The sequence below is a fragment of the Halobacillus halophilus genome (assembly GCF_020171985.1).
GTDB classification, from domain to species: domain Bacteria; phylum Bacillota; class Bacilli; order Bacillales; family Halobacillaceae; genus Halobacillus; species Halobacillus halophilus_A.
The window spans coordinates 187,355-212,456 of record NZ_JAIVAL010000001.1 but is presented as its reverse complement, the minus strand read 5'-3'; the positions used below and the strand labels follow the sequence as shown (position 1 = coordinate 212,456).

Here is a 25,102-nt window from a genome sequence, read left to right as displayed (position 1 = left end):
TTATTCCCCTCCCTCAAGGCTCGTTAAAAAGTAAATGGTATCCAGTTTAATTTTATTTGCTATAGCAACGACATCCTGCTTCGTTACTTTTCGGATTTGTTCAATTAAATCATTAACGGGCATTTCAGCTCCGGAAATCATTTGATGATACAGGACTTCAATAATCCCATTAGCATTATCCATCGTCTCCTGCAGTTGATGAATCACTTGTTCCTTCGTTTCTTCTACCTGTTCTTCGGTGAAATCTCCGTCTTGCATAGCATCCATCTGTTCTAAAATAATGGATTTTGCTTGTTGGTAGTCTTTTGGATCAACACCACTGAAAACAAGAAGTAAACCTTTATGACTTTCAAAACGAGATGCTGCATAGTAAGCCAGGCTGTGTTTTTCACGCACATTCATAAATAACTTAGAGCTTGGAAATCCTCCAAATAACCCGTTAAAAATCTGCAAGGCATAATAATCAGAATCACCGAATTTGGTGTACGTACGGTATCCAATATGAAGTTTACCCTGATTCACTTCTTCACGTTCCACAACTTCATTTACCTCTTGGACGTCTTTGGAAGTAGATACCTGATCGTTATCCTGATTACTGCTGTTCTCACGGATGAAATACTGATCGGTCATTTTCTCGATTTCAGCTTGATCTATGTCTCCAATAACATAAACATCCAGAAGATCATTTTTGATCATCGAACGGTAATACGTATAAAGACTTTCCGGAGTGATTGAAGAGATATCCTCTTGATAACCACTAACATGTAAAGAATAAGGTTCGTCTTTACACATGTGATCCATTAAACGCATATTGGCATAACTCATTTTATCGTCTTTTACAGACGTGATCTTCTGCTCTAGCGTTTGTTTTTCACGTTCTACAATGGACGAATCGAACCCTTCGCCTTCCACTTTAGGAGCATAAAGAACTTCATTGAATAGTTTTAGAGCTTCTTCCAATATAGGCTCCTGATCATTGAGGTAAGCTTCGTTAACCACTTCCATACGGAAACTGATAACATGATTCTCGCCTTTTTTCGTCCCATCACTGGATAGCACCGTACCATATAAATTCTCAAATGATGATTGGAACTCTCTTACATTCGGATGATTATTGGTAGCTTTTTGCAGAACATGAGGAAGCAGAGCCCTCTCTGTAATGCCTTCTCTTCTTAATGGTGTTTTAAATTTAGCCACGATTGAAATGGTTTTATATTTTTTACTAGGTAGAATATGTAATCGATATCCTTGTTTTTCAAGCAGTACTTCTTCCTTAATTTTCATTTCCCATCCTCCTTATCGTTTCTATACTATTATAGACTCACTCCACATAATTCATCCATAGAAAGCTAAGTCCTATGCTAAGGTATATGTTTCAAAATGTAAAAAATTAAGCCCGGTGTAAGGACCGGGCTTAACTTATTCTAACGGTTTCCTTTAACATATGCCTCACCGAGAGACTTGGGAGCTTCCGCTCGCCCTATAAATCCTGCAAGAGCCAAAATGGTCAGAACGTAAGGGGCAATTAATAAAAATATTTGAGGAACGTCTTCCAATAAAGGCAAACTGGATCCCACAATACTCAAACTTTGGGCTAGTCCAAAGAAAATAGCTGCTCCTAATGCTCCTAACGGGTGCCATTTTCCGAAAATGACGGCTGCTAGGGACATAAACCCCTGGCCTACAATAGTAGCGTGAGAAAAGTTTAAGGCTATGGTTAAAGCATAAACGGAACCGCCAAGACCACCAAGCGCACCTGAAATCATAACGGCTACGTAACGCATAGCATAGACATTGATACCATTGGTGTCCGCAGCCATCGGATGCTCTCCAACTGATCTCAGACGTAAGCCAAATGGAGTTTTATAAATGACGAACCAGGCAGCAAAAGCTAGGATAATAGCTAAATAAGAGGTTAAATACCACCCTGAGAAAAACAGGTCACCCAGAATTGGAATCTTATTCAGCACAGGGATATCGATGGTATAGAAAGGACGATCCACCATATCGGTTTGTCCTTTATCATACCATTGCTTTGTAAGAAACAGACCGATTCCTAGAGCAAGAAAGTTTATGGCCACTCCACTAACCACCTGGTCGGCTCGGAAGGTGATCGATGCTACGGCGTGAACAAGTGCAAAAATAGCCGAGACTATCATTGCTACTAAAATTGAAACCCAGGGAGTTGCATCACCTAAAACTTCATGAAAAGTTAAATTAAAAACAATACCTACGAATGCTCCCATTACCATAAGACCTTCGAGTCCTATGTTAATAATTCCAGAACGTTCACTAAATACACCACCCAGGGCTGTAAAAATCAGAGGGGATGCAAAGAAAATGGCAGGTGGAATAATTCGGGCAAGGATATCAATGAATTCCATTTATTTCCCCTCCTTTTTAAAGCGTAAAATAATCCAGCGGATCATATAGCTTGATGCTACAAAAATAATGATAAGAGCAATGACGATTTCTACTAACTCTGTAGGAACGCCTGCTACAGTAGGCATATTCAGGGCACCAATTTTAAGAGTACCGAACAAGAAGGCTGCGAGTACTACTCCAAGTGCCGTGTTTGCTCCAAGAAGAGCCACAGCGATTCCATCGAAACCGATATTCGTAAATCCTGATTTAACAGACATGTAGCCAAAAGTTCCCAAACCTTCCATGGCCCCCGCTAACCCTGCGAAAGCTCCTGATATAACCATCGCAAGCACAATATTTTTGCCCACACTCATTCCCGCATAGTTAGAGGCATGCTGATTAAAACCAACTGATCTCAATTCAAAACCGCGGGTCGTTTTATTTAGAAGAAACCACATGACCAGTGCCATAAATAGGGCAATCAATAAACCCCAGTGAAGCCGTGAATAAAATGTCATCCCAGCCAGCCATTCAGAGGCAAGAGAAGCCGTGGGAGCAATAGAATCAGTGCGGTCTTTACCGTCTGTTATCACATTTCTAACAATTTCATTTGATAAATACAGGGCGATGTAATTCATCATAATTGTGACAATAACTTCGTGGACGCCAAGTTTAGCTTTTAAAATACCGGGTATAAACCCCCAGAACGCCCCTGCTAATGCAGCTGCCAGTACAGCTAAAGGAAGGTGCAGAATCATAGGCAGTTCGAAAGCTACTCCCACCCATACAGATGCAACCCAGCCCACAAAGACCTGGCCTTCCACACCAATATTCAAAAGACCTGTACGAAGTGCAAAGGCGACAGCGAGCCCTGAAAGAATGTAAGGCGTAACCTGTCTCAGGGTTTCGCCTAAGAAATAAGCATCACCAAATGCGCCTGTCCATAAAGCAGCGTAACCTTTCAAAGGATTATAACCAAAAACGAGCATAATAACAGCCCCTGATAATAATCCGAGCAGTACGGATATTATAGGAATTAGGATATTAATTGTTCGATTGGCAAACATTTAGCTTCCACCCGCTTTCTGTGGAGTATTTCCTGCCATCATAAGACCAAGATCCTGTTCATTTGTATCTTCGGGTTTGACTTCTGAAATAATTCTTCCATCGAACATGACCGCAATTCGATCACTTAAATTCATAATTTCTTCCAGTTCGAAAGAAAGTAATAGGACTGCTCTTCCTTTATCCCGTTCTTCAATCAATTTCTTATGAATGAATTCAATTGCTCCAACATCAAGTCCTCGAGTAGGCTGTGCAGCTATAATTAAATCCGGAGAACGGTCAACTTCACGTCCAATAATCGCTTTTTGCTGGTTTCCGCCTGACAGCGCTCGAGCTTTCGTGTAAGCATTTGGAGTTCGTACATCATACTCTTCAATTAGTTCTTGAGCTTTTTTATATATATTCTTAAAATTCATAACCCCTTTTTTGGAAAAAGGTTGTTGATAATAACTTTGAAGAACCATATTTTCCCCAACCGGAAAATCAAGTACCAGCCCGAATTTATGACGATCCTGCGGAATATGAGATACCCCGGACTGCGTTACTTTTCTAGGTGATAAGTTCGTAATTACTTGATCGTGTAGTTTTATGCTTCCAGACTCACTTTTTCTCAGACCTGCAATCGCTTCTATGAGCTCAGATTGCCCATTGCCATCAATACCTGCAATTCCGACAATTTCTCCTGCTTTTACTTCGAGATTTAATCCTTTAACCATATTTACCCCGCGCACATCCTTTACAAATAAATCCTTGATGGATAAGAAGGTTTCCTTAGGATTTGCTGGAGTTTTTTCAGTAGAGAAGCTTACTTCTCGTCCCACCATCAACGAAGCTAATTCGGTAGGATTGGTATCGGCTACTTTAACGGTTCCAATTCCCTCTCCTTTTCTAATAACAGTGCACCGGTCGCAGACTTCCATTATTTCCTTTAATTTATGAGTAATCAGAATAATGGATTTACCTTCTTTAACGAGACTGTGCATAATCCCTATTAACTCCTTGATTTCCTGAGGGGTCAAAACGGCAGTAGGTTCGTCAAGAATTAATATTTCGGCTCCACGATAAAGCGTTTTTAATATTTCAACCCGCTGTTGCATCCCCACAGAGATATCACGTATCTTTGCGCCTGGGTCCACATTTAAACCATACCGTTCAGAAAGCTCTTTTACTTCTTTTTCAGCTTTCTTTATATCTACAGTGCCGCCCTTTTTAGGTTCACTACCTAGAACGATATTCTCAGTTACCGTGAATGTATCAACCAGCATAAAGTGTTGGTGAACCATTCCAATGCCAAGCTTATTCGCTACGTTAGGATCTGTTATTTTAACTTTTTCACCTTTTACTTTTATTTCGCCTTTTTCAGGCTGATAAAGACCAAATAAAACATTCATTAAGGTAGATTTTCCTGCTCCGTTTTCACCGAGCAAAGCATGGATTTCGCCTTTCTCAACTTGAAGATTTATATTATCGTTAGCTACGATTCCTGGAAATTCTTTACGGATGTTTAGCATTTCAATAACGTATTCCATTGCTGCCCTCACTCCTTTTCTGTCTTAGATGAATCCATCTACGCTCCAGTCCGAACTCTCTCTTTAAAAATCATCAAATGAAGAGGGCCGGGTTTAACAACTCTTCATTTGATGATTTTTGGTCTATACAGTAAAAAAAGGCCGGCTTACACCAGCCTTTTTTTCATACTTATAAGGAATTCACATAAGTTTCTAATTCTTCACGAGTACTTGGTACATCTACATCGCCATTGATGATCTTTTCTTTCCAATCTTCAATAGCTGTAATAATGTCGTCAGTCAGAGCTTCTTCATTTGTACGTGCCAGGCTGATAGCGTCATCATCAAGGCCGTATTCAATGGTTTCTCCAGCTGGGAATTCACCATTCATGGCTTGTTTAGCCACATCCTGTACGGCAATATCCACCCGCTTTACCATAGAAGTAAGCGTTACATTATTGTCTCCAATTGCACCTTCTTCATGTTGGTCACGGTCAACACCAATAACCCATACGTCTTCATCTGGGTTATTTTTCTTAAGGTCCTTAGCTTGAGCAAAAACCCCGTTACCCGTTGCACCAGAAGCGTGGTAAATAACATCTATTCCTTTTGAATACATATCAGAAGCTATCAATTTCCCGTCATCTGGAGCATCGAACGCCTCTGCATACTGTACATCCACTGTAATATCAGCATTTACAGACTTAACACCGGCCTCAAAACCAGCTTCAAATTTGTTGATTAATGCTCCGTCTACTCCTCCAACAAATCCAACTTTATTCGACTTGGTTTTCTTTGCTGCGGCAACGCCAGCCAAGAAAGAACCCTGATGTTCTTTAAAAAGAATACTCGCAACGTTGTCACCTTCTGCGCCAGAATCAACGATTGCAAAATTTGTATCTGGATATTGAGCGGCAACTTCTTCAATAGCAGGTTGTAATAAGTATCCAATTCCAAAAATTAAGTTATAATCTTGACGTACCAGGCGGTTCAAGTTGGTTGTATAATCTGCATCACTTTCTGATTGCGCATAATCAAAACCTTCACCTTTTGACATTCCATTTTCTTCACCAAATGCTTGCAGCCCTTCCCAAGCAGACTGGTTAAACGATTTGTCGTCCACGCCGCCTACATCTGTAACCATAGCTACTGAGAAATCTTCGTTATTACCATTTTCAGAAGAGTTTTCCGTGTTGTTATTACTATCTCCACCTGAATCCTCTGCGGAGTCTCCTCCATCATCAGAAGCACCACATGCTCCAAGAACTAAACCAATGACTAATAAGAGCGAAAAAACTAAAAGAAAACGACGATTTTTAAACAAAATAACTCCCCCTAATTTATTAAGTTTGACGCCTGAAACCCTTTGGAGTGGTTCTTTTACCCTTTATCAGCAAGCCTCACCTCCCAAAAATAGTCACTGGTACATACTATTGAAAACGCTTACACTCTTTTTCTTAAAACATGGAAACTGAATTTGTCAGCCCTAAAGTAATTCGAAGACAACAGCATTGGTTCATCATCAACTGAGTAATGCATTTGTTTTAATAAAAGTAATGATTGTTCTGGTTCGCAATTTAAGATTGGTGAAATTTTTTCATGATAGCCAATAGGTTCGATGTGAGTAACCGCATAGCTGATCGATTTCCCTGTATATGCTTCAAGGATTCCAAACATAGAATCTGCTTCCCGAATTTGGTCAATGGGAAGAAGTCCCTCAGGAATTTTATCAATGCAATAAACCACCGGCTCCTCATCTGCTGTGCGGACACGTTCCACTTTTGCTAAATTATGTAGATCAAGAACAGCAAATCGTTTACGATCTTCTATCGTAGCCTCCACAAGATCAGCTGTGAGATATTGCGTACCTGGACGCATGCCTGACTTTGCAATCATCCCTGTTACACTATCAAGTTCCTCTATCCCGGAAGTGAAAAGTGGCTTTGGATTAACAAAAGTCCCTACGCCATGCCGTCTAGTTACTACTCCTTCTTCTTCCAGAATTCGAAGTGCTTCTCTTAATGTCGCTCGTGAAACTCCAAGAGATTTAGATAATTGAAACTCAGAGGGTAATTTCTGCTTTTCAATGAAGATACCGTTTTCAATATCTTTTTTTATTTGTTCAATCACCTGCAAATACAGGTGACGTGTATCGTGCTTTATGGACATTATCTACACCCCAAGTCTATTAAACTGCAATTAAGTGATCTGACATCTGACGTTTGACACATCATAATTTTTAATTAATATAACACTATTCTGCAAATAAATAAATAGAGTTAGGACATTTTTCTGTTTTGCCCTAACTCTATTTATGACTTAATGACTATTTGCAGCTATATGAGCTGCTCTGATGATCAATTAAGAGGATTGTTCTTCCGATACTTGGGAGACAAGTACAGACCTTGGCTTACTTCCTTCGTAAGGTCCTACAATTCCATTATCCTCCATAGCATCAATTAACCGGGCAGCTCGTGTATAACCCACTCTGAATCTCCGCTGAATCATAGATACGCTGGCACTCTGCATTTCAATAACCATTTGTACCGCTTCAGGATATAGATCATCATCTACTTCCTGTTTCACTTCATTTTCTTCCTCAGGAATCATCTCTTCCTGATATTGAGCTTTCTGCTGTTCTACGCAGAAATTGACCACACGTTCTACTTCTTCATCTGAAAGAAAAGCTCCCTGTACCCTGGTTGGTTTATTAGATCCAACTGGCGTAAAGAGCATGTCCCCGCGACCTAACAGTTTCTCTGCTCCTCCTGAATCCAAAATAGTTCTGGAATCTGTTTGAGAAGATACGCTAAAGGCAATCCGTGAGGGAATGTTAGCTTTAATTACCCCTGTAATAACATCAACTGAAGGACGCTGAGTAGCGATAATTAAATGAATTCCGGCAGCACGTGCCATTTGGGCAAGTCGGGTGATCGCATCTTCCACTTCATTAGAAGCAACCATCATTAAGTCGGCCAATTCATCTACTAATACCACGATATAAGGAAGCTGAGGCTGGGTGTCATCACTTTCTTTATTGTGTTTCTTAATATATTCATTATAACTTTCTATATTTCTGGTACCCGTATCTGAAAATAAGTCGTAACGCCTTTCCATTTCAGACACAACTTTTTTAAGAGCCCGTGAAGCTTTTTTAGGATCAGTTACCACTGGAGCCAGTAAATGAGGAATCCCATTATAAACATTTAACTCTACTTTTTTCGGATCAATCATCATCATTTTTACCTCGTGAGGTTTCGCTCGCATTAGAATGCTTGTAATAATACCGTTGATACATACACTTTTACCACTGCCTGTAGCTCCAGCTACAAGGAGGTGCGGCATCTTGTTTAATTCGGACATTACAGCCTCACCGGATATATCCCTGCCCAGAGCGAAACCTAATTTTGCCTCTGTGTTGGACTTCCCGGTTTCTAGTACCTCCCTCAAAGAAACCATAGATATTTCCTGGTTAGGAACTTCTATTCCGACAGCAGACTTCCCGGGAATGGGAGCTTCAATACGAATATCCTTCGCTGCCAGCGCCAGTGCCAGGTCATCATTTAAATTAACTATTTTACTTACTTTAACACCGGTATCTGGATAAACCTCATACTTCGTAACGGCAGGGCCAACGTGGACTTTGGTTACTTTCGCTTTGACCCCGAAACTTTGAAATGTTTTTTCAAGTTTACGAACGGTTGCCTGAATGTGTGAGCGTCCCTGACTTTGAGGACTCGAAGTGGGTTCATCCAAAAGCTCCATACTAGGGAGTTGATAGTCGAAATTCTCCAATTCAGCGGTCGGCATGGATTTCTCCAAACCTGGTACTTCTCCGTCATAATCTTCTTTAGGGGAAATATTTTCGGATAATTGAGTTTCTGTTTTATCTTCATTTGCGTATGCATGATCTGTAAAGTCCTGAATGATCGGTTCAGCTGAATTTTCATATTCACTAGTCTCAGGCTCGTTAATTTCAATAACCGTCGTTTCTTCAGGCTGTTTTCGTTGCGATTTTTTTTCTTTTGGGTGAGCCTTTGATTCTTTCATACGCTTGAGCTGGTCCTGTAATATGTCTTTTCCTTTGTTCCCAACTATGCTTACAAAGTTGCCAATTGACCATTCACTAATAAATATGATCCCAATCAAAAATAGGAAGAACGATAAAATAGCCGCTCCCGTACCTGAGAAAAGAAAATAGGTTATGGATAGCAGGAAGGCCCCGGAAAGTCCGCCGCCTATACTATAGAATGAAAGGTCCCCCCGCATCATGCCGGTAATTCGCTCCCAGGTCATAGCTAAAATCGAACCTTCTCCTGCTGCCAGTTCATCAGATAAAGTTTCTAAGTGAGTAAACAATAAAAGCGAGACAAAAACAATATACACTCCAATTAAACGTTTATGTAGAAAAGACGGCCAACTCCTCTTAACCATTAAGAAGACACCTAGTATAAGAAAGAATAGTGAAGCTGCAAAATACCAGACCCCGAAGAAAAATTGCCAGATACGCTCAAGTCCGCCGGGCACAGCTCCATCGCTGATAGCTGAAGCTCCACTTCCAAATACAGCAATTAAAATAAACAGCAGTCCCATCAATTCAAACTTAACTTGCTGTTTTAATCCAGACTGTTTTTTCTTAGATTTTGAAGAAGATTTTCTTTTTCTAGCCATTAGAATAGACACCTCCATAATTAGTTGTTTTTACTTCTGCACGCCGGAGCAGTCTGTAATTTATCTATGGTCTCAAAATAGTTTCTAAGAATAATAGAAGCTGCTTGAAAAGAGAAGGATGCCGACACATGTGCGGCATCCTGACTAGCCAATATTATTATATCACATGAAAAGAGCGTCTTACGAGTCCAACCATTGTCCCGGCTGCAGGGATGGATCCATATAATGCGCGGGATCTGTGGATAAAATCTGCACAATTTGTTTTTTTCCATCACCCATATCCTGACATTTTACAGAACACTTTTTGTTCTGATTGTAAATAATTTGCTGCTCTTTTTCATGGGAAGGGAAGATATCGTATTCACTAAGCGGTGTATAATGAATCATTGAACAACCTTCTTCTCATTTTCTTTATTATGTTCAATTAATTCATTCAGTTTACTCATTGCTTCTTTAACTCCTCCTACAGCATCGATAAGGCCATGGTCTACTGCTTGTTGACCGACAACATTTGTGCCTATATCACGTGTAAGATTACCTTTTGCAAACATAAGTTCTTTAAATTTCTCTTCGTCCACATTAGAATGTCTGGTAACAAAATTAACCACTCGATCCTGCATCTTATCCATATATTCAAATGTCTGCGGAACACCTATAACTAGTCCGGTCATGCGAATTGGATGAATGGTCATAGTAGCTGTTTCAGCGATAAATGAATAATCAGCAGAAACAGCAATTGGAACGCCAATGGAATGTCCACCACCGAGAACAATGGAAACAGTAGGCTTAGATAAAGAAGCAATCATTTCGGAAATCGCAAGTCCCGCTTCCACATCTCCACCCACAGTATTTAATAGTACGACTAATCCTTCGATTTTCGGATTTTGCTCAATTGCTATAAGCTGGGGAATCATATGTTCATATTTCGTTGTTTTGTTTTGAGAAGGCAGTTGGACATGACCTTCTATTTGACCAATTATCGGAAGCACATGAATATTGGAATCAGCTGGCTGAGGTACATTGGATTGACCAAGCTGCTGGATCTTATCGACAATGGACGATTGCCCTTTGGATTTATCCTTTTCCTGTTCTTGAGGAGATTCTTTCATAAGACAGGGCTCCTTTCGCTCTTTTCACGTAGTATGACTCAAGAATGCTGCTATCATACATGTGATTAGTTTAAAGAACCCATCCTATTTCGTGCCCATAAAGAAACCGAAAAGGGATTAAACTCCCTTTTCGGTTCCATTTGATTTTACCTTATTCATAATCTGATGAATGGATTCAAGATCTTTATCCGATAAAGGTACTAAAGGTAAGCGAACTCCTCCGGTATCGATTCCAATCATCTTCAAAGCAGCTTTCACAGGTGTAGGAGAGGGTGCACTGAACATCCCCTTCATTAAAGGCAGGAGTTTTCGGTGAAGAGCAGCAGCTTCCTTATCTTTTCCTTCTTCATAAAGCTTAAGCATCGTCTGCATTTCACTACCAATGATATGGCTGGAAACAGAGATAATGCCATGAGCCCCAATTGCGTATGAAGGCAGTGTAAGATTGTCATCTCCACTATATAACGAGAAAGAATCATCTGTTCGAGAAATAATTTCAGACATACCGTCCAGATCTCCCGTCGCTTCCTTCACAGAAACAATATTATTAATATGAGAAAGAGATACAATAGTATCAGGAGTCAGCCGAACAACGGATCTTCCTGGAACATTGTAGATCATTACGGGTAAATCAATAGCTTCCGCAATGGTTTTAAAATGTTGATAAAGCCCTCTTTGATCCGGTTTATTATAATAAGGAGCTACCAGCATGACGGCGTCGACGCCTGCTTCTTGTGCCCGCTTGGATAGATGAATGGACTTATCCGTACTATTGCTTCCAGAACCTGCAATTACAGGCACACGCCCTTTAACTACCTGAACCACCTGTTTCCAAAGTTCCACTTTTTCATCCTCTGACAGAGTAGGCGATTCACCAGTAGTACCCGCCACTACCAATCCATCTGTTCCATTGGCTAATAAATAATTAATCAGTTCAGCTGTTTTTTCTAAATCAATCTTCCCATGATTATCAAAAGGGGTAACCATAGCTGTTAAGACTTTTCCGAAATTCATGATGTTCTTTCCCCTTTCACCGTTTCTACGTTGAGCTGGAAAGATTCGTGAAGCGAATTAACAGCCTGAACAAGATCCTCTTCTTTAATCAGTACCCATATCGTTGTATGGGAGTCGGCTGATTGAAGAATCTGGATACCGGAGTCTGTTAGAGACTGAACAATTTTAGCCGTTACGCCAGGAAAACCGGCAATCCCCGCTCCTACCGTAGAAACTTTTGCACACTTTTCTTTAATTTCAGGTTCATACCCTAAACCTTCCAGGATACTGACTGCTTTTTTTGTATAAATATGATTGATGGTATAAATGACACCGCTTGGAGAAATGTTAATGAAGTCAACTGAAATGTTGGCAGCAGCCATGGACTTGAATACATCGGATTGTAATTTAGAGGGATCTTCTTTTGAGAGAACTTTAATTTGAGTCAGTCCCATCATGTGGGCAATTCCTGTTACAACACGATCAGAAATATCTTTACCCGCAGGTGGTTCCTTTATTCCAGTTACCAGCGTTCCTGGCAGGTCTGAATAGGTTGAACGAACACGAAGAGGCACTTTAGCGTACATTGCAATTTCAACTGCTCTAGGGTGGATAACCTTTGCTCCTTGATAGGCTAAATTACAAATTTCATTATACGTAATCACATTTAAAGCCCGAGCAGATGTAACCACTCTTGGATCTGCCGTCATAATTCCTTCTACGTCGGTAAATATGTCAATGAACTCAGCTGATAATGCCGCTCCTAGTGCTGCAGCGGAGGTATCGCTGCCTCCCCGGCCAATCGTGGTCGTTTCTCCTTTATCCGTCTGTCCCTGAAAACCGGCCACCACTACAACGTCATGAGATTCAAGCTCTTTATATATTCTTGCCGGATTCATTCGAATAATTTTGGCCCTCGTAAAATCATCATTTGTTAAAAATCCTGCCTGTGCTCCTGTTAAAGAAACAGTTGAAATCCCTTCATTTAATAACTCATGTGTAAAAACAATGGAGGAGATTGTTTCCCCGCACGACATGAGGAGATCTTGTTCTCGCTCTGAAATTAGAGTATCTGGATAATTAACCAAGCTTAAGATCGTATCTGTCGCATAGGGATTCCCTTTCCTTCCCATTGCGGACACGGTAACAACAACTTTGTATCCTTCATGAAGGGCTTTTTTGACATGAGTGATAGCCCGGGACCTGCTTTCCCGATCCCGGACCGAAGTTCCTCCAAATTTTTGTACAAGCAGCTTCATTCGGCCACCTCAACTCATATAAAAGTTTACAGCCATTGATTAGCAACTATTCGCTCTGCAATTTGAACTGAATTCCATGCGGCCCCTTTTAAAAGGTTATCAGAGACTACCCAAAGGTGGAATCCGCGGTCTTCATCCAAATCTTTACGAATGCGTCCAACAAATACATCCTTTTTTTCAGCGGAACTTAATGGAGTTGGATAGGTTTGCGTGGCAGGATCATCCTGCAGCACAATACCTGGAGCTTCTGCTAATAGACGCTGGATTTCTTCCACTGATACACCGTCTTGTTCAATCTCAATATACACACTTTCTGCATGAGATGTGAAAATCGGTAAGCGAACACATGTGGCTGCAACAGATAATTTTGGCATATGCATAATTTTCTTAGTTTCATTGATCATTTTCATTTCTTCAAATGTGTATCCATTATCTTGAAAAACATCAATTTGGGGCAGGGCGTTAAAAGCAACCGGATAATGCTTCTCATCTCCTTTAACAGGTAAAATATTAGCTTCAAGCTCTTCCCCGTTAAGGAACGCCTGAGATTGTTCTCTCAGTTCATCATTAGCTTCATTACCAGCACCTGAAACGGCCTGATAGGTGGAAACGATCACCCGATTAATCCCCAATGAATTCCTGATAGGTTCCAGGGCAGCTACCATTTGAATCGTTGAACAGTTCGGGTTGGCTATAATACCTTTGTGGTTTTTAATGTCTGCTTCATTCACCTCAGGAACTACAAGAGGTACATCTTCAGCCATACGGTACGCACTTGTATTATCGATGACTACAGCACCTTTTTTTACGGCTTCCGGAGCTAGTTTTTTTGAGACGGACCCACCAGCTGAGAATAGTGCAATATCTATACCTTCGAAACTTTCAGGAGTCGCTTCTTCTACTACGTACTCTTTTCCTTTGAATGTTGTCTTGAGTCCAGCAGAACGACTGGATGATAATAGCTTTAATTGATTAATTGGAAAGTCTCTATCTGCAAGTGTTTCAAGCATCTTTTGACCGACAGCTCCTGTAGCACCTACTACAGCAACGTTATATGTGTTGGATTGGCTCATCATTATTAACCCCTTTTCTATATTTATTATTAGAATAGTTGAATTTGTCACTATTTTTGCTATTTTATCATATTACCACCGTAAGTTGGCGTGAAACAGGAAATTTACTCTTGATAACGTTCAATTAATACCGGCTGGAGCTGTTTGCCTTCGATCGCTTTCTCAATCGTCTTCGGGATAAGCGTCATATCCGCTACTAAAGAATTTGGTTTTTTATATGGATGGTCCTGACCCAGGGGCACAAAATATATATTCTTCGTGGCCATCAGCCGCATCACATTTACCCCATTTAATCCTAAAGCATCGTTTGTCGAAATAGCTACCACTACTGGACTTTCATTTCTGAGAGTCGCTTTTGCAGCCATTAGTACAGGTGAATCCGTTAATGCATTAGCAAATTTACTGGTAGAATTACCTGTCATTGGAGCGATTACCATACAGTCGAGTGGACGTTTTGGCCCAAGTGGTTCAGCGTCTGGTATGGTCATAATCGGTTTCTCCCCGGTAATCTCTTCAATCGTTTTCAAATGATCAGCAGCATCCCCAAAACGAGTATCCGTTTTTTGAACGGTATACGATAAAATTGGAACTACAATCGCTCCCAAACTTACAAGTTCACGCATGACCGGAAATACTTCGTGATACGTACAATGAGAGCCAGTCAGTCCGAACCCTATTGTTTTTCCTTTTAAACTATGCGTCATGATCGATCTCCTTTCTAATGTTCTTACTCAATAAGCGATAGACCACATCAGCGATGATCTGCCCCGCTGTTTTGGGTGCTACAATACCAGGGAGACCGGGTGCAAGAATAGCCTTAATTCCTCTTTTATCGGCGTAGGAGAAGTCGGTTCCCCCTGGTTTGGAAGCAAGGTCCACTATTAAGGCATGGGAAGGAAGCTGCTTTATCATAGAAGCATCAACAACAAGCTGTGGAACAGTGTTTAAGAGAATATCACATTCCAGGTCTACGTCTTGCAGGTTTGTCATATCAATCGGAGTCAAGCCCATCTCATAAACCCTTGCTGCACTTTTAGATGATCTCACTCCTACGGCCACTTCAGCCCCAAGGTTATCAAATGTTCTGGCAAGCCCCATTCCTACGCGTCCTAATCCAAGAACAATAACTCTCGATCCATGAATGGTGAAATCCGTATGCTGAATCACCAGCATGAGTGTACCTTCCACAGTGGGAATAGAGTTAAATATAGCGACATCGTCACGATCCATCAATGGAATAAGTGATCGATTCACTCGTTTGGTTAAATCATTTAAATAGTTATTTGAAATCCCCGTAAAAATCAAGCAATGTTCAGGGGTCTTCTTAAGCCAATCTTCCGAAATTGATATCAGACGGTTTGAAAAAATCCCGTCCACATTCCCTTCTTCATCCATTCCAGGAATCGGGAGGATAATCGCATCCAATTGTTTTACCTGATCACTTTCAAAGTCAAGGTCGATGGCCTCCGTAAAACTTTCATTCAACTGATTGAAGCCGGCTATATAAACAGTTGCATCCCAACCATTCAACCTTCGAATGATTTCGATCTGTCGGGCATCGCCCCCTATAACCGCTACATGAAATCCTGTCAGCATGCCGGATGTCTCCTTTTTTCTATGATCTCATCTCCTTGTATCCTATGCCGTACCATGCAGTTAGTGAAAGCAAATCAATGGGTGTCGTTCTAAGAAATAAAAATCAATAAAAAAAACCATCTTATGTAAAAGTTAAGATGGTTTTGTTGTATTCACTTTTAGGGTTTATTTCCTTAGCTTTTGGTATATTTGTATGGCTTTCTACACCTGCGCTAAAGGAAATCGAATTAATGCGATCGATTCCAATAGCATTACTAAACGGAGTCCTTCTAAAACAGCAGCACGATTACAGAACTATTTTTTTAACAAAATCGTATGTTCACCAATTGTCTGGATTTGTTCCCAATCAATGATTAATTCTTTCCTGGCAGGACCGATACCTGTGATTCCATTGTTTTGAATAACAATAGAATTTATTTTCCCTGTATTCGGTTCAAATATAAGGTCCGCTCTTCCAAGTACACCCAGTTTTTGGCCATTTTCTACATCAATTACTTCTTTTTTAGCTAGTGATTTTAACCTCATCATGGTCCACCCTTTCCTTAACGTTCTTCACTGAGCAGGGTCGGAAGAGAACCGATCCGGTAATTTTCTTTCTTAATCGACTCAATAAGATCAGGCAGACTTGCAGCAGTAACTTCTGTAGGATGCATTAATATAGTAGCTCCATTATGAATGCGTCCCATCACTCGGTTTATCAGAACGTCTTGAGTCGGTTTTTTCCAGTCAATGGTATCCACAGTCCATAGTATCGTTTCCATTCCCATCTCGTCAGCTGCTTCAACCGCCGCCATGTTATAACTGCCTGACGGGGGTGCAAAGTATTTAACTTTCGTCTTGGTCAGTGCAAATAACCATTCATCTGCTTGTTCCAGATTGTTTCTTGCTTCCTCTTTCGTCATCTGCCCCATATCTTTATGGTTGTAGCCATGAGTGCCAATTGTATGCCCTTCTTCTTCAATCATTTGAACCAGTTCATTAAATTTCTGGGCAAATGCTCCATCAATGAAGAAAGTAGCCTTCACCTGATGTTTATTTAAGGTTTCAATCATATCAGGAATATATTCTTCGCCCCAGGATACATTGATAAGAAATGAAACCATTGGCTTCTCTGGATGCCCCCTGTAGATAGGTGAAGGAGGTAGATCACTCAGTGAAACCTTAGGCTTAATCAGCTTAAATACGAGAAGTTTCGGATCAAATTCCCCTTTTTCCTTCATCTTTAAATAAGAAGCTTCCACATCTACAGAACGACCAATAATGCCAGGGGTTTTCTTCCAAACAGAGTCAATCTTTGCATCTTCAGCTTTCCATTCATAACCACTTTTTTTCTCTTCGATCTCCTGATAAAGAGCATCACTTCCTGAAACCGGAACTTCAGTCCTGCCAGCTGTCAGATAAGCCAGTCCAATTCCTGCAATGAGAAAAATAACCATAAAAAAAAGTCCAACTTTTCTTACTTTCATAAGATCCACTCCTAAAAAAAGTGTATGAAAGTAAAAAACTAGTTAGACCCTTACAACGAAAAAAAGAAACTGGCAAGCCAGCATCTTTATTTTCATTCAAAATTGGAGTTACTGTTCTGTATTAGCTTCCTGTTTCTTCTTCTCTTCTACGAGAATTGCTTTACGGGAAAGATTAATGCGTCCCTGATTGTCAATTTCTTTGACTTTCACTTTAATAGTATCGCCTATAGAGACAACATCCTCAACTTTACCGATGCGTTCTTCCGCCATTTCAGAAATGTGCACGAGACCTTCTTTTCCTTTGAATAACTCTACAAAGGCTCCGAATTTTTCAATGCGCTTCACTTTACCATCGTAAACTTCTCCTGCTTCTACTTCACGAACGATGTCTTCAATGATTTTCTGTGCATTAGCGTTCATATCAGCATCCGTAGAAGAAATAAAGACGGTTCCATCCTGCTCAATATCGATTTTAACACCCGTATCTTCGATAATCTGATTAATTTGTTTTCCGCTTGGTCCAATAACATCACGGATTTTATCTGGATTAATCTTCATTGTCATAATCTTCGGAGCATATTGAGAAAGTCCACTGCGGGTTTCAGGAAGTGTTTCAAGCATATGACCCAGGATTTCCATGCGGCCTTTTTTAGCTTGAGCTAATGCTTCTTCAAGGATTTCACGGGATAACCCTTCTATTTTAATATCCATTTGAAGAGCTGTTACACCTTTTTCGGTACCAGCTACTTTAAAGTCCATGTCTCCAAGTGCATCTTCCATTCCCTGGATATCCGTCAATATCGTATAATCATCACCTGATTTTACAAGGCCCATGGCAATTCCAGCTACCGGAGCTTTGATAGGAACGCCTGCATCCATCATGGCAAGTGTACTGGCGCAAATACTTGCTTGTGATGTAGAACCATTAGATTCCAGCACTTCTGATACAAGACGAATTGTATAAGGAAATTCAGTTTCTGATGGAATTACCACTTCAAGAGCACGCTCACCTAAAGCACCATGTCCTATTTCACGGCGGCCAGGTCCACGGATAGGACCAGTTTCGCCCACAGAGAATTTAGGAAAATTATAATGGTGCATGAAACGCTTGGATTCTTCTAAATCAAGTCCGTCTAAAATTTGAACATCACCTAAGGCACCTAAGGTACATACACTAAGAGCCTGGGTTTGGCCTCTTGTAAACAACCCTGAGCCATGCGTACGAGGAAGCAAACCTACACGTGAAGTCAAGGAGCGAATTTCATCAACGCCTCTTCCGTCTGGCCTAACTTTATCCTTCGTAATAAGGCGGCGCACTTCGGTTTTTACGATATTCTCCAGAATGGCCCCAACTTGTTTAATTGTTTCTTCATCTGCTTCTTGTTCTTCATAAGAAGCCATTACGTCACTTTTAGCCTGCTCAATCGCATCTTCTCTGGCTTTTTTCTCTTCTGTTTTAATAGCAGAAACGATGGAAGCGGTGGCTTCTTCTTCAACTTTTTGTTTCAGTTCTGTTTCAAGATCGAACAACTGAACTTCCATTTTTTCACGGCCGACAGCTGCAATAATTTCTTCCTGAAACTCAACCAGGCGTTTAATCTCTTCATGCCCAAACATAATCGCTTCTAACATGTCTGCTTCCGGAACTTCCTGAGCTCCAGCTTCTACCATGTTGATCGCATCTTTCGTTCCGGCAACTGTTAAGTCAATATCACTTTTCTCTTGTTCTTCGACAGTCGGATTTATAACAAATTCTCCGTCTACTCGTCCAACAATAACACCAGCGATAGGTCCTTCAAAAGGAATATTAGATATACCAAGGGATATAGAAGAACCAAGCATGGCTGCCATTTCTGACGAGCAATTCTGATCCACACTCATCACGGAGCTGATGACTTGAACATCATTACGGAATCCTTCAGGAAAAAGAGGACGAATAGGACGGTCGATCAAGCGGGAAGCCAAGACAGCTTTATCACTTGGACGGCCTTCTCGCTTAATAAAACCTCCCGGGATTTTACCAACCGCGTATAAACGCTCTTCATAATTAATAGTTAACGGGAAAAATGGAAGGTCCTTAGGTTCTTTGGACCCCGTTGCTGTAGAAAGAACGGTTGTATCTCCATAATGGATAAGAGCGGCACCATTAGCTTGTTTCGCTAATTCGCCTACTTCCACAGAAAAAGTACGGCCGGCCACATCAATAGAAAACACTTGCTTTTCATCTGCCATATAAAACTTAACTCCTCTCAAAAATAACTCATTAGTACAAGTAAGGGTTTAGTCTCAGTTTACACCCTTATGTATGTAAACATACAGAAAAAGCGGGAATACTCCCGCTTTTTCTACCATCATTAACGACGCAAGCCAAGACTTTTAATTAAATCACGGTAACGTGTAATGTCATTATTACGCAGGTAGTTCAATAGGTTACGGCGTCTACCTACCATTTTAAGCAAGCCACGACGAGAGTGGTGGTCCTGCTTGTGAGTACGTAAATGCTCATTCAATGCATTAATCTTAGCTGTAAGTACAGCAATCTGTACATCAGAAGATCCTGTGTCATTGTCATGAGTCTTGTACTCATTGATTAGTTCTTGTTTACGTTCTTGTGTGATAGCCATTATAGCTACACCTCCTGTAAAAATTTAAAATTCCCATTCCCCGAGCGGACGTCGGAGTTACGTGCCGCCAAGCGAAGGTTCCATAGTAAAGAGTACAATTTTTGAAGGCAAAATGCAAGGATAACCTTTAACCTATGCGAAAAAACTGCCGTATATCCTCTTTGGCTTTTTCCCTTTGACTGCTTCGTTCACTCAATTGACTAGAGAGATTTTCTTCTCTAATCAATTTATGAAAATAAACGATAAACTCTTCAGGAACATTAGAGCCTGGAGTTTCAAGGAAGTGAAGACAAACTTTCTGATTACTAGTTTCACTTCTTGTACGATCATCGTCCTCTATGATCGCCATTCCTTTGTAGTCCCTATGATGATCAGAGATCGTAACAGCATAAATGCCAGGATGAGGAAGGTAATATGAAGAGCTGATATCGATGGAAAAACACGTTTTTGAAATCTCTTCACTTCTTCCTCCTCTGATCGAGAACTTTCGCCCTAAAAGCTTCTGAACGTCAGAAACATTGCCTTCATCAAGCAAGGAACGTATTCTTGTAGAACTAATCTTATCCTCATTCTGAGCAACTTTTTTCACAACAGTATGAGTGAAACGCCCCTTAGCATGTTCAGGAAGTGTTTCCATCGATCCCTTCCCTTTATGGCCATAACTGAAGTCATATCCTGCTACGACATGCTGAACTTTTAAACTAGCAAAATATTTATCTACGAATGATTGAGGAGATAATCCAGCAAGATCTTTATCAAAATGAATGACAAATAAATAATCTACTCCCATATTTTCAAGAATCTCTTCTTTTTCTTTAAGGGGCGTAATGTAGCGGACATGCTGTTTCTCTTTCTTTAAAACGACAGAGGGATGAGGATCAAAGGTCATAACTGCACTTTTTAAGCTCAATTGCCGGGCTTTCTTTATAGCCGCACTAATCACTTGCTGATGCCCCTTATGAATCCCGTCAAAGAAACCTACAGCTGTAACATTTGGTTCCACTTCGATTGAGTTCGATGACGATTGCGACAGACGAAACGTTTTCAATTCACTCACCTGCTTTATTACTTATTATTAAAAGACTCGTAAGGGCTTTACATATCCAGCTTTGGTTGGATGCTGCTGATATATGGCTAACGCTTCTTCTTCATAAAGTACTAAAAAGGTATTCGCATCAAGATGTTCAGGCTTATCTAATACCCTCCCATGTTGAATCAGCGTTTTCATATCTTCCGTTACCTTCCAAGATGGCATATGAGAAAGCCCTCTTTTAATGGGTAATAGCAGCTCGTGATGGTTATGTTCATCCACTTTACGTTGAATCTCTTCAAATCGATAACACTCTTGCTCAGAAATATCAGCTGTTTGAGTACGCACAAGGGAAGACATATGAGAAGGATACCCAAGTGCTCGTCCAAGATCCGCGCAAAGCGTTCGGATATAGGTTCCTTTTGAACATACTACCCGGATAGAGAAAGAAGCGGTTTCTTCTTCAAATTCTAAATCACGACTTGTTACATCTATTTGTTCAATTCTAACCTGACGCTTAGGTCTTTCGACTTCAATGCCTTCTCTAGCATATTCATATAACTTCTTACCTTTTACTTTAACAGCTGAATACATAGGAGGAATCTGAATAATATCCCCCTGAAAAGAAGGTAATTCCTCTTTAATTTTTTCTAAGCTTAGTGAAGGACTTACTGCTTTTCTCTCGATTATTTCACCTTCAGAATCTTCAGTGGCTGTGGAGTAACCAATCCTCACCGTAGCTTCATATACCTTGGTCGTATCCGTCAAAAACGGAACGATTTTAGTTGCTTTTCCTACACATAATGGTAGTACTCCTTCTACTTGCGGATCAAGCGTTCCTGTATGACCGATTTTTTTAGTTTTTAACATCCCTCTAGCTTTACTAACACAATCATGGGAAGTAAATCCTTTAGGCTTCCATAATGGAAGAATCCCATCCATGAAACCACCTCAGAGTAAGTTTTTTATACACATAGAATCCGTGCTGCAGGAGCACGGATTCGTTATAATTTCAGCTATCTGTGTCATTTAAATCACGAAGAATTGTTTCAATACGATTCCCTCGTTCAATCGCCTCATCAAACTCGAACATAATTTCCGGAGTCTTACGAAGACGAATACGCTGACCGATCTCAGAGCGTATGAACCCTTTAGCTTTAGCTAACCCAACAAGGGTATCATGTTTTTGTTTTTCATCTCCTAATACAGAAATGTAAACTTTAGCTTGTTGTAAATCGCCAGTGACTTTTACTTCCGTTACTGTAACAAAGCCTACACGAGGGTCCTTGATTTTTTTACCGATAATATCGCTTAATTCTTTTTTCATTTGTTCTCCGACACGATTAGCACGTAAATCATTCATAACTTCTTCACCTCTTCTAAACGAACGTTATAGCCATTCCAGAATGGTTTCCGTTCTTTCCAATTCTGGAAAAGAATCGATGAAGGACAGGGTCCTTTGAATGGTTTGTTCGGCTATAACCTTATCACTGGCTATCGTAACTAAACCGATACATGTGCGCTGCCAGAGATCTTGATAATCAAGTTCACTGACAGCTACATTGAATTCGTTTTGAATCCTTGTTTTCACACGCTTGAGGACAGACCTTTTTTCCTTCAGCGACTGAGCATCATAAATGATGCATTCGACCTCAGCACTCAAAATCATGTGCGTTCGATTTCCTGCATTTCATACGGCTCGATAATATCTCCAACTTTAATATCATTAAAGTTTTTGATCGTAATTCCACATTCATAACCTTGCTGGACTTCTTTAGTATCATCTTTATAACGTTTAAGGGCATCGATCTCACCTTCAAATATAACTACGCCATCACGAATAATACGTACTCCGGAGTTACGGGAGATCTTTCCATCTGTTACATAAGAGCCAGCTATTGTGCCCACTTTGGAAACTTTGAAGATTTCCCGGACCTCAACTTGACCTATAATTTTCTCTTCATATTCAGGATCAAGCATTCCTTTCATCGCTGCTTCAATCTCTTCCATTACTTTGTAGATAATGTTATGAAGTCGAATCTGTACATCTTCGGATTCAGCAGCTTTTCGGGCATTACCATCTGGACGGACATTAAATCCAATAATGATCGCGTTAGAAGCAGCGGCCAGCGCCACATCCGATTCTGTGATAGCGCCCACACCAGTATGGATGATTTTAACTTTAACGCCTTCAACGTCAATTTTCTCAAGAGAACCCGCTAGAGCTTCCACAGAGCCTTGAACATCACCTTTAACAATCAGGTTGATATCTTTAATATCCCCTTGTTTGATTTGTTCAAACAAATCGTCCAGGCTTACTTTAGCTGTAGAGCTTCGATTTTGTTCAAGAGCCTTCTGGGCACGTGCTTCACCGATAGAGCGTGCTTTCTTCTCATCTTCGAACACGAGGAATCGGTCGCCTGCTTGAGGCACATTATTTAAGCCTGTTATTTCCACAGGAGTTGACGGTCCTGCCACTTTCACGCGGCGTCCGATATCATTCACCATGGCACGTACACGACCATACGTATTTCCAACGACTACGGAGTCACTTACGTTAAGTGTTCCATTTTGGACGAGAAGGGTTGCAACAGGGCCACGACCTTTATCGAGCTCTGCTTCAATAACCGTTCCATACGCAAGACGGTCAGGATTAGCTTTCAACTCTTCCATTTCAGATACAAGGACGATCATTTCAACTAGCTCGTCGATTCCTTCACCCTGAACAGCAGACATTTTTACAAAAATGGTTTCTCCACCGTAGTCTTCAGCAATTAATTCATATTCCATTAATTCCTGCATGACACGATCAGGGTTTGCCCCTTCTTTATCCATTTTGTTCACCGCAACGATAATAGGAACTCCAGCCGCTTTTGCATGACTGATGGCTTCCTTCGTCTGCGGCATAACACCATCATCCGCTGCTACTACTAAAATAGCAATATCCGTAACCTGCGCACCACGGGAACGCATGCTGGTAAAGGCAGCGTGACCTGGTGTATCAAGGAAAGTAATTTGCTTCTCATCGTGTTCGATTTGATAAGCACCGATATGCTGTGTAATTCCGCCAGCTTCTCCTTCAGTTACTTTCGTATGACGAATTTGATCGAGCAAAGTAGTTTTACCATGGTCTACGTGACCCATAATGGTTACGACAGCCGGACGTTCTTTCAAGTCTTCAGGGTTGTCATCAAATGTCATATTTTCAATATCCGTTTCGTCAACGATCACTTCTTCTTCTACTTCCACATTAAATTCATCGCAGATCAATTCAATGGATTCAGGCTCTAGTTCCTGATTTTTGGTAGCCATTACACCGAGAAACATTAATTTTTTGATGATTTCAGAAGAATCTTTGTTTAACTTTTCCGCCAGCTCTCCTACTGTTAGGCTCCCGGAAAATGTAACTTTATCTGGAGTTTGTTTCTTCTGCTTTTTCTGTGGAGTCTGCTGCTGGTTAGAAGACTTTTGATTTTTCTGGTTTCTATTCTTATTGTTCTTCTGGTTTTTCTGATTTGGTTTTTGCTGTTTATTAGATGGTTTATTATTCTTTTGGCCATCTGTCTTTTTGGCTTCAGTTTTTGGCTGATTCTTACCAAAAGCCTGATCCAATTGTTTCGCCACATCATCCTCTACGGTTGACATGTGGTTGGAAACTTCAACATTCATCTTCTTCAACTGCTCAATTACTTGTTTGCTAGCTAATTCATTTTTCTTGGCATATTCATATACGCGCATTTTAGTCATATATATCTTCACCCCCGAATAGATTCATCGAGTAGCGATTGCAACTTTTTCGCAAATCCTTGGTCAAGAACTGCGATCGCGACTCTCCCTGCCTTTCCGATGGCTTGTGATAGTGTTTCCCGATCATCCACCATATAGCAAGGTATATCATAAAAGCTGCATTTATCTGTCAGCTTTTTTTTTGTTTGTTTTCCTGTGTCCGAAGCGATAAGAACGATTTTAGCTCTTTTTTTCTGGATATCCCGGACTATCGCTTCTTCTCCAAGCGTACACTTTCCAGCTCCGAAAGCTAAACCTAATAAATTTAAATATTGTGTGTTCATATGTCGTCAGCCTTAATTGCTGCTTTTAGTTCTTCATAAACGGCTGCATCTACAGATGTATTTAAATGGCGATTTAACACCTGGTGTTTTTCTGCTTTTTCTATAACATCAAGGTCTCTTGAGAGGTATGCTCCTCGTCCGTTTTTTTTACCGGATTCATCTACAAAGACTTCTCCTTCTTTATTTCGGACGACCCTGATCAACTGTTTTTTCGGGTACATTTCCTGAGTTACTATACACTTTCTGAGTGGTTGTTTTTTAGAACGGGCCATAA

25 protein-coding genes are annotated in these 25,102 nt (G+C 40.6%); all 25 read right to left on the bottom strand.

Annotated elements, in window-relative coordinates:
* Nucleotides 1–1,284, bottom strand: a complete 1,284-nt coding sequence (gene yfmF, locus LCM11_RS01055) for an EF-P 5-aminopentanol modification-associated protein YfmF (protein ID WP_224892450.1) — start codon at nucleotides 1,282–1,284, stop codon at nucleotides 1–3.
* Nucleotides 1,285–1,424: 140 nt separating this feature from the next.
* Nucleotides 1,425–2,384 carry an ABC transporter permease gene (locus tag LCM11_RS01050; protein ID WP_224892449.1) on the bottom strand — a complete coding sequence of 320 codons (960 nt, stop codon included), beginning with the start codon at nucleotides 2,382–2,384 and terminating at the stop codon, nucleotides 1,425–1,427.
* Nucleotides 2,385–3,431 (bottom strand): ABC transporter permease, encoded by a 1,047-nt coding sequence (locus LCM11_RS01045; protein WP_224892448.1) that lies wholly within the window; start codon nucleotides 3,429–3,431, stop codon nucleotides 2,385–2,387.
* On the bottom strand, nucleotides 3,432–4,958 hold the full coding sequence (locus LCM11_RS01040) for an ABC transporter ATP-binding protein (RefSeq protein WP_224892447.1): 1,527 nt from the start codon (nucleotides 4,956–4,958) through the stop codon (nucleotides 3,432–3,434).
* 169 nt (nucleotides 4,959–5,127) lie between these two features.
* Complete coding sequence (locus LCM11_RS01035; RefSeq protein ID WP_224892446.1) at nucleotides 5,128–6,261, bottom strand: BMP family lipoprotein; 1,134 nt, start codon at nucleotides 6,259–6,261, stop codon at nucleotides 5,128–5,130.
* A 119-nt stretch (nucleotides 6,262–6,380) separates the two neighbouring features.
* The gene (locus LCM11_RS01030; protein ID WP_224892445.1) at nucleotides 6,381–7,106 is read right to left on the bottom strand and encodes a GntR family transcriptional regulator; all 726 of its coding nucleotides are present in this window, start codon (nucleotides 7,104–7,106) and stop codon (nucleotides 6,381–6,383) included.
* Between the two features lie 192 nt (nucleotides 7,107–7,298).
* A complete protein-coding gene (locus LCM11_RS01025; protein ID WP_224892444.1) occupies nucleotides 7,299–9,608 on the bottom strand; it encodes an FtsK/SpoIIIE family DNA translocase in 2,310 nt (769 codons plus the stop codon).
* A 180-nt stretch (nucleotides 9,609–9,788) separates the two neighbouring features.
* The gene (locus LCM11_RS01020) at nucleotides 9,789–9,995 is read right to left on the bottom strand and encodes a YlzJ-like family protein (RefSeq protein WP_224892443.1); all 207 of its coding nucleotides are present in this window, start codon (nucleotides 9,993–9,995) and stop codon (nucleotides 9,789–9,791) included.
* A complete protein-coding gene (locus LCM11_RS01015; RefSeq protein WP_224892442.1) occupies nucleotides 9,992–10,717 on the bottom strand; it encodes a ClpP family protease in 726 nt (241 codons plus the stop codon). Before LCM11_RS01015 ends, LCM11_RS01020 begins: the two co-directional genes overlap by 4 nt.
* 117 nt (nucleotides 10,718–10,834) lie before the next feature.
* A complete protein-coding gene (gene dapA / locus LCM11_RS01010; RefSeq protein WP_224892441.1) occupies nucleotides 10,835–11,731 on the bottom strand; it encodes a 4-hydroxy-tetrahydrodipicolinate synthase in 897 nt (298 codons plus the stop codon).
* Nucleotides 11,728–12,969 (bottom strand): aspartate kinase, encoded by a 1,242-nt coding sequence (gene dapG / locus LCM11_RS01005; protein WP_224892440.1) that lies wholly within the window; start codon nucleotides 12,967–12,969, stop codon nucleotides 11,728–11,730. Before dapG ends, dapA begins: the two co-directional genes overlap by 4 nt.
* A 26-nt stretch (nucleotides 12,970–12,995) precedes the next feature.
* On the bottom strand, nucleotides 12,996–14,042 hold the full coding sequence (gene asd / locus LCM11_RS01000) for an aspartate-semialdehyde dehydrogenase (RefSeq protein ID WP_224892439.1): 1,047 nt from the start codon (nucleotides 14,040–14,042) through the stop codon (nucleotides 12,996–12,998).
* 104 nt (nucleotides 14,043–14,146) lie between these two features.
* Nucleotides 14,147–14,746 (bottom strand): dipicolinate synthase subunit B, encoded by a 600-nt coding sequence (locus LCM11_RS00995; protein ID WP_224892438.1) that lies wholly within the window; start codon nucleotides 14,744–14,746, stop codon nucleotides 14,147–14,149.
* Entirely contained in the window at nucleotides 14,736–15,638 is a 903-nt protein-coding gene (gene dpaA, locus LCM11_RS00990) for a dipicolinic acid synthetase subunit A (RefSeq protein ID WP_224892437.1), read from the bottom strand. The genes LCM11_RS00995 and dpaA overlap by 11 nt, the downstream gene beginning before the upstream one ends.
* Before the next feature lie 294 nt (nucleotides 15,639–15,932).
* Nucleotides 15,933–16,163, bottom strand: coding sequence for a YlmC/YmxH family sporulation protein (locus LCM11_RS00985; protein ID WP_224892436.1), 231 nt, complete (start codon nucleotides 16,161–16,163; stop codon nucleotides 15,933–15,935).
* A gap of 17 nt (nucleotides 16,164–16,180) precedes the next feature.
* Nucleotides 16,181–17,104 (bottom strand): polysaccharide deacetylase family protein, encoded by a 924-nt coding sequence (locus tag LCM11_RS00980; protein WP_224892435.1) that lies wholly within the window; start codon nucleotides 17,102–17,104, stop codon nucleotides 16,181–16,183.
* 108 nt (nucleotides 17,105–17,212) lie between these two features.
* Entirely contained in the window at nucleotides 17,213–19,336 is a 2,124-nt protein-coding gene (gene pnp / locus LCM11_RS00975) for a polyribonucleotide nucleotidyltransferase (protein WP_224892434.1), read from the bottom strand.
* Nucleotides 19,337–19,458: 122 nt separating this feature from the next.
* Nucleotides 19,459–19,728: a 30S ribosomal protein S15 gene (gene rpsO / locus LCM11_RS00970; RefSeq protein ID WP_014643322.1), complete on the bottom strand. Its 270-nt coding sequence runs from the start codon at nucleotides 19,726–19,728 to the stop codon at nucleotides 19,459–19,461.
* A 127-nt stretch (nucleotides 19,729–19,855) separates the two neighbouring features.
* Nucleotides 19,856–20,776, bottom strand: a complete 921-nt coding sequence (locus LCM11_RS00965) for a riboflavin kinase (RefSeq protein WP_224892433.1) — start codon at nucleotides 20,774–20,776, stop codon at nucleotides 19,856–19,858.
* A gap of 27 nt (nucleotides 20,777–20,803) precedes the next feature.
* Complete coding sequence (gene truB / locus LCM11_RS00960) at nucleotides 20,804–21,700, bottom strand: tRNA pseudouridine(55) synthase TruB (RefSeq protein WP_224892432.1); 897 nt, start codon at nucleotides 21,698–21,700, stop codon at nucleotides 20,804–20,806.
* 70 nt (nucleotides 21,701–21,770) lie between these two features.
* Nucleotides 21,771–22,121: a 30S ribosome-binding factor RbfA gene (rbfA, locus tag LCM11_RS00955; RefSeq protein ID WP_089750966.1), complete on the bottom strand. Its 351-nt coding sequence runs from the start codon at nucleotides 22,119–22,121 to the stop codon at nucleotides 21,771–21,773.
* A 27-nt stretch (nucleotides 22,122–22,148) separates the two neighbouring features.
* Nucleotides 22,149–22,427, bottom strand: a complete 279-nt coding sequence (locus LCM11_RS00950) for a DUF503 domain-containing protein (protein ID WP_224892431.1) — start codon at nucleotides 22,425–22,427, stop codon at nucleotides 22,149–22,151.
* The gene (infB, locus tag LCM11_RS00945) at nucleotides 22,424–24,505 is read right to left on the bottom strand and encodes a translation initiation factor IF-2 (RefSeq protein WP_224892430.1); all 2,082 of its coding nucleotides are present in this window, start codon (nucleotides 24,503–24,505) and stop codon (nucleotides 22,424–22,426) included. Before infB ends, LCM11_RS00950 begins: the two co-directional genes overlap by 4 nt.
* Before the next feature lie 8 nt (nucleotides 24,506–24,513).
* Entirely contained in the window at nucleotides 24,514–24,828 is a 315-nt protein-coding gene (locus LCM11_RS00940; RefSeq protein ID WP_224892429.1) for a YlxQ family RNA-binding protein, read from the bottom strand.
* On the bottom strand, nucleotides 24,825–25,100 hold the full coding sequence (rnpM, locus tag LCM11_RS00935; RefSeq protein ID WP_224892428.1) for an RNase P modulator RnpM: 276 nt from the start codon (nucleotides 25,098–25,100) through the stop codon (nucleotides 24,825–24,827). Before rnpM ends, LCM11_RS00940 begins: the two co-directional genes overlap by 4 nt.
* Between the last annotated feature and the right edge of the window lie 2 nt (nucleotides 25,101–25,102).

Bases quoted from the DNA above. Each gene is read 5' to 3' on its own strand.
- yfmF (WP_224892450.1), bottom strand. From the start codon at position 1,284: ATGAAAATTAAGGAAGAAGTACTGCTTGAAAAACAAGGATATCGATTA.
- LCM11_RS01050 (WP_224892449.1), bottom strand. From the start codon at position 2,384: ATGGAATTCATTGATATCCTTGCCCGAATTATTCCACCTGCCATTTTC.
- LCM11_RS01045 (WP_224892448.1), bottom strand. From the start codon at position 3,431: ATGTTTGCCAATCGAACAATTAATATCCTAATTCCTATAATATCCGTA.
- LCM11_RS01040 (WP_224892447.1), bottom strand. From the start codon at position 4,958: ATGGAATACGTTATTGAAATGCTAAACATCCGTAAAGAATTTCCAGGA.
- LCM11_RS01030 (WP_224892445.1), bottom strand. From the start codon at position 7,106: ATGTCCATAAAGCACGATACACGTCACCTGTATTTGCAGGTGATTGAA.
- LCM11_RS01025 (WP_224892444.1), bottom strand. From the start codon at position 9,608: ATGGCTAGAAAAAGAAAATCTTCTTCAAAATCTAAGAAAAAACAGTCT.
- LCM11_RS01020 (WP_224892443.1), bottom strand. From the start codon at position 9,995: ATGATTCATTATACACCGCTTAGTGAATACGATATCTTCCCTTCCCAT.
- LCM11_RS01015 (WP_224892442.1), bottom strand. From the start codon at position 10,717: ATGAAAGAATCTCCTCAAGAACAGGAAAAGGATAAATCCAAAGGGCAA.
- dapA (WP_224892441.1), bottom strand. From the start codon at position 11,731: ATGAATTTCGGAAAAGTCTTAACAGCTATGGTTACCCCTTTTGATAAT.
- dapG (WP_224892440.1), bottom strand. From the start codon at position 12,969: ATGAAGCTGCTTGTACAAAAATTTGGAGGAACTTCGGTCCGGGATCGG.
- asd (WP_224892439.1), bottom strand. From the start codon at position 14,042: ATGAGCCAATCCAACACATATAACGTTGCTGTAGTAGGTGCTACAGGA.
- LCM11_RS00995 (WP_224892438.1), bottom strand. From the start codon at position 14,746: ATGACGCATAGTTTAAAAGGAAAAACAATAGGGTTCGGACTGACTGGC.
- dpaA (WP_224892437.1), bottom strand. From the start codon at position 15,638: ATGCTGACAGGATTTCATGTAGCGGTTATAGGGGGCGATGCCCGACAG.
- LCM11_RS00985 (WP_224892436.1), bottom strand. From the start codon at position 16,163: ATGAGGTTAAAATCACTAGCTAAAAAAGAAGTAATTGATGTAGAAAAT.
- LCM11_RS00980 (WP_224892435.1), bottom strand. From the start codon at position 17,104: ATGAAAGTAAGAAAAGTTGGACTTTTTTTTATGGTTATTTTTCTCATT.
- pnp (WP_224892434.1), bottom strand. From the start codon at position 19,336: ATGGCAGATGAAAAGCAAGTGTTTTCTATTGATGTGGCCGGCCGTACT.
- rpsO (WP_014643322.1), bottom strand. From the start codon at position 19,728: ATGGCTATCACACAAGAACGTAAACAAGAACTAATCAATGAGTACAAG.
- truB (WP_224892432.1), bottom strand. From the start codon at position 21,700: ATGGATGGGATTCTTCCATTATGGAAGCCTAAAGGATTTACTTCCCAT.
- rbfA (WP_089750966.1), bottom strand. From the start codon at position 22,121: ATGAATGATTTACGTGCTAATCGTGTCGGAGAACAAATGAAAAAAGAA.
- LCM11_RS00950 (WP_224892431.1), bottom strand. From the start codon at position 22,427: ATGATTTTGAGTGCTGAGGTCGAATGCATCATTTATGATGCTCAGTCG.
- infB (WP_224892430.1), bottom strand. From the start codon at position 24,505: ATGACTAAAATGCGCGTATATGAATATGCCAAGAAAAATGAATTAGCT.
- LCM11_RS00940 (WP_224892429.1), bottom strand. From the start codon at position 24,828: ATGAACACACAATATTTAAATTTATTAGGTTTAGCTTTCGGAGCTGGA.
- rnpM (WP_224892428.1), bottom strand. From the start codon at position 25,100: ATGGCCCGTTCTAAAAAACAACCACTCAGAAAGTGTATAGTAACTCAG.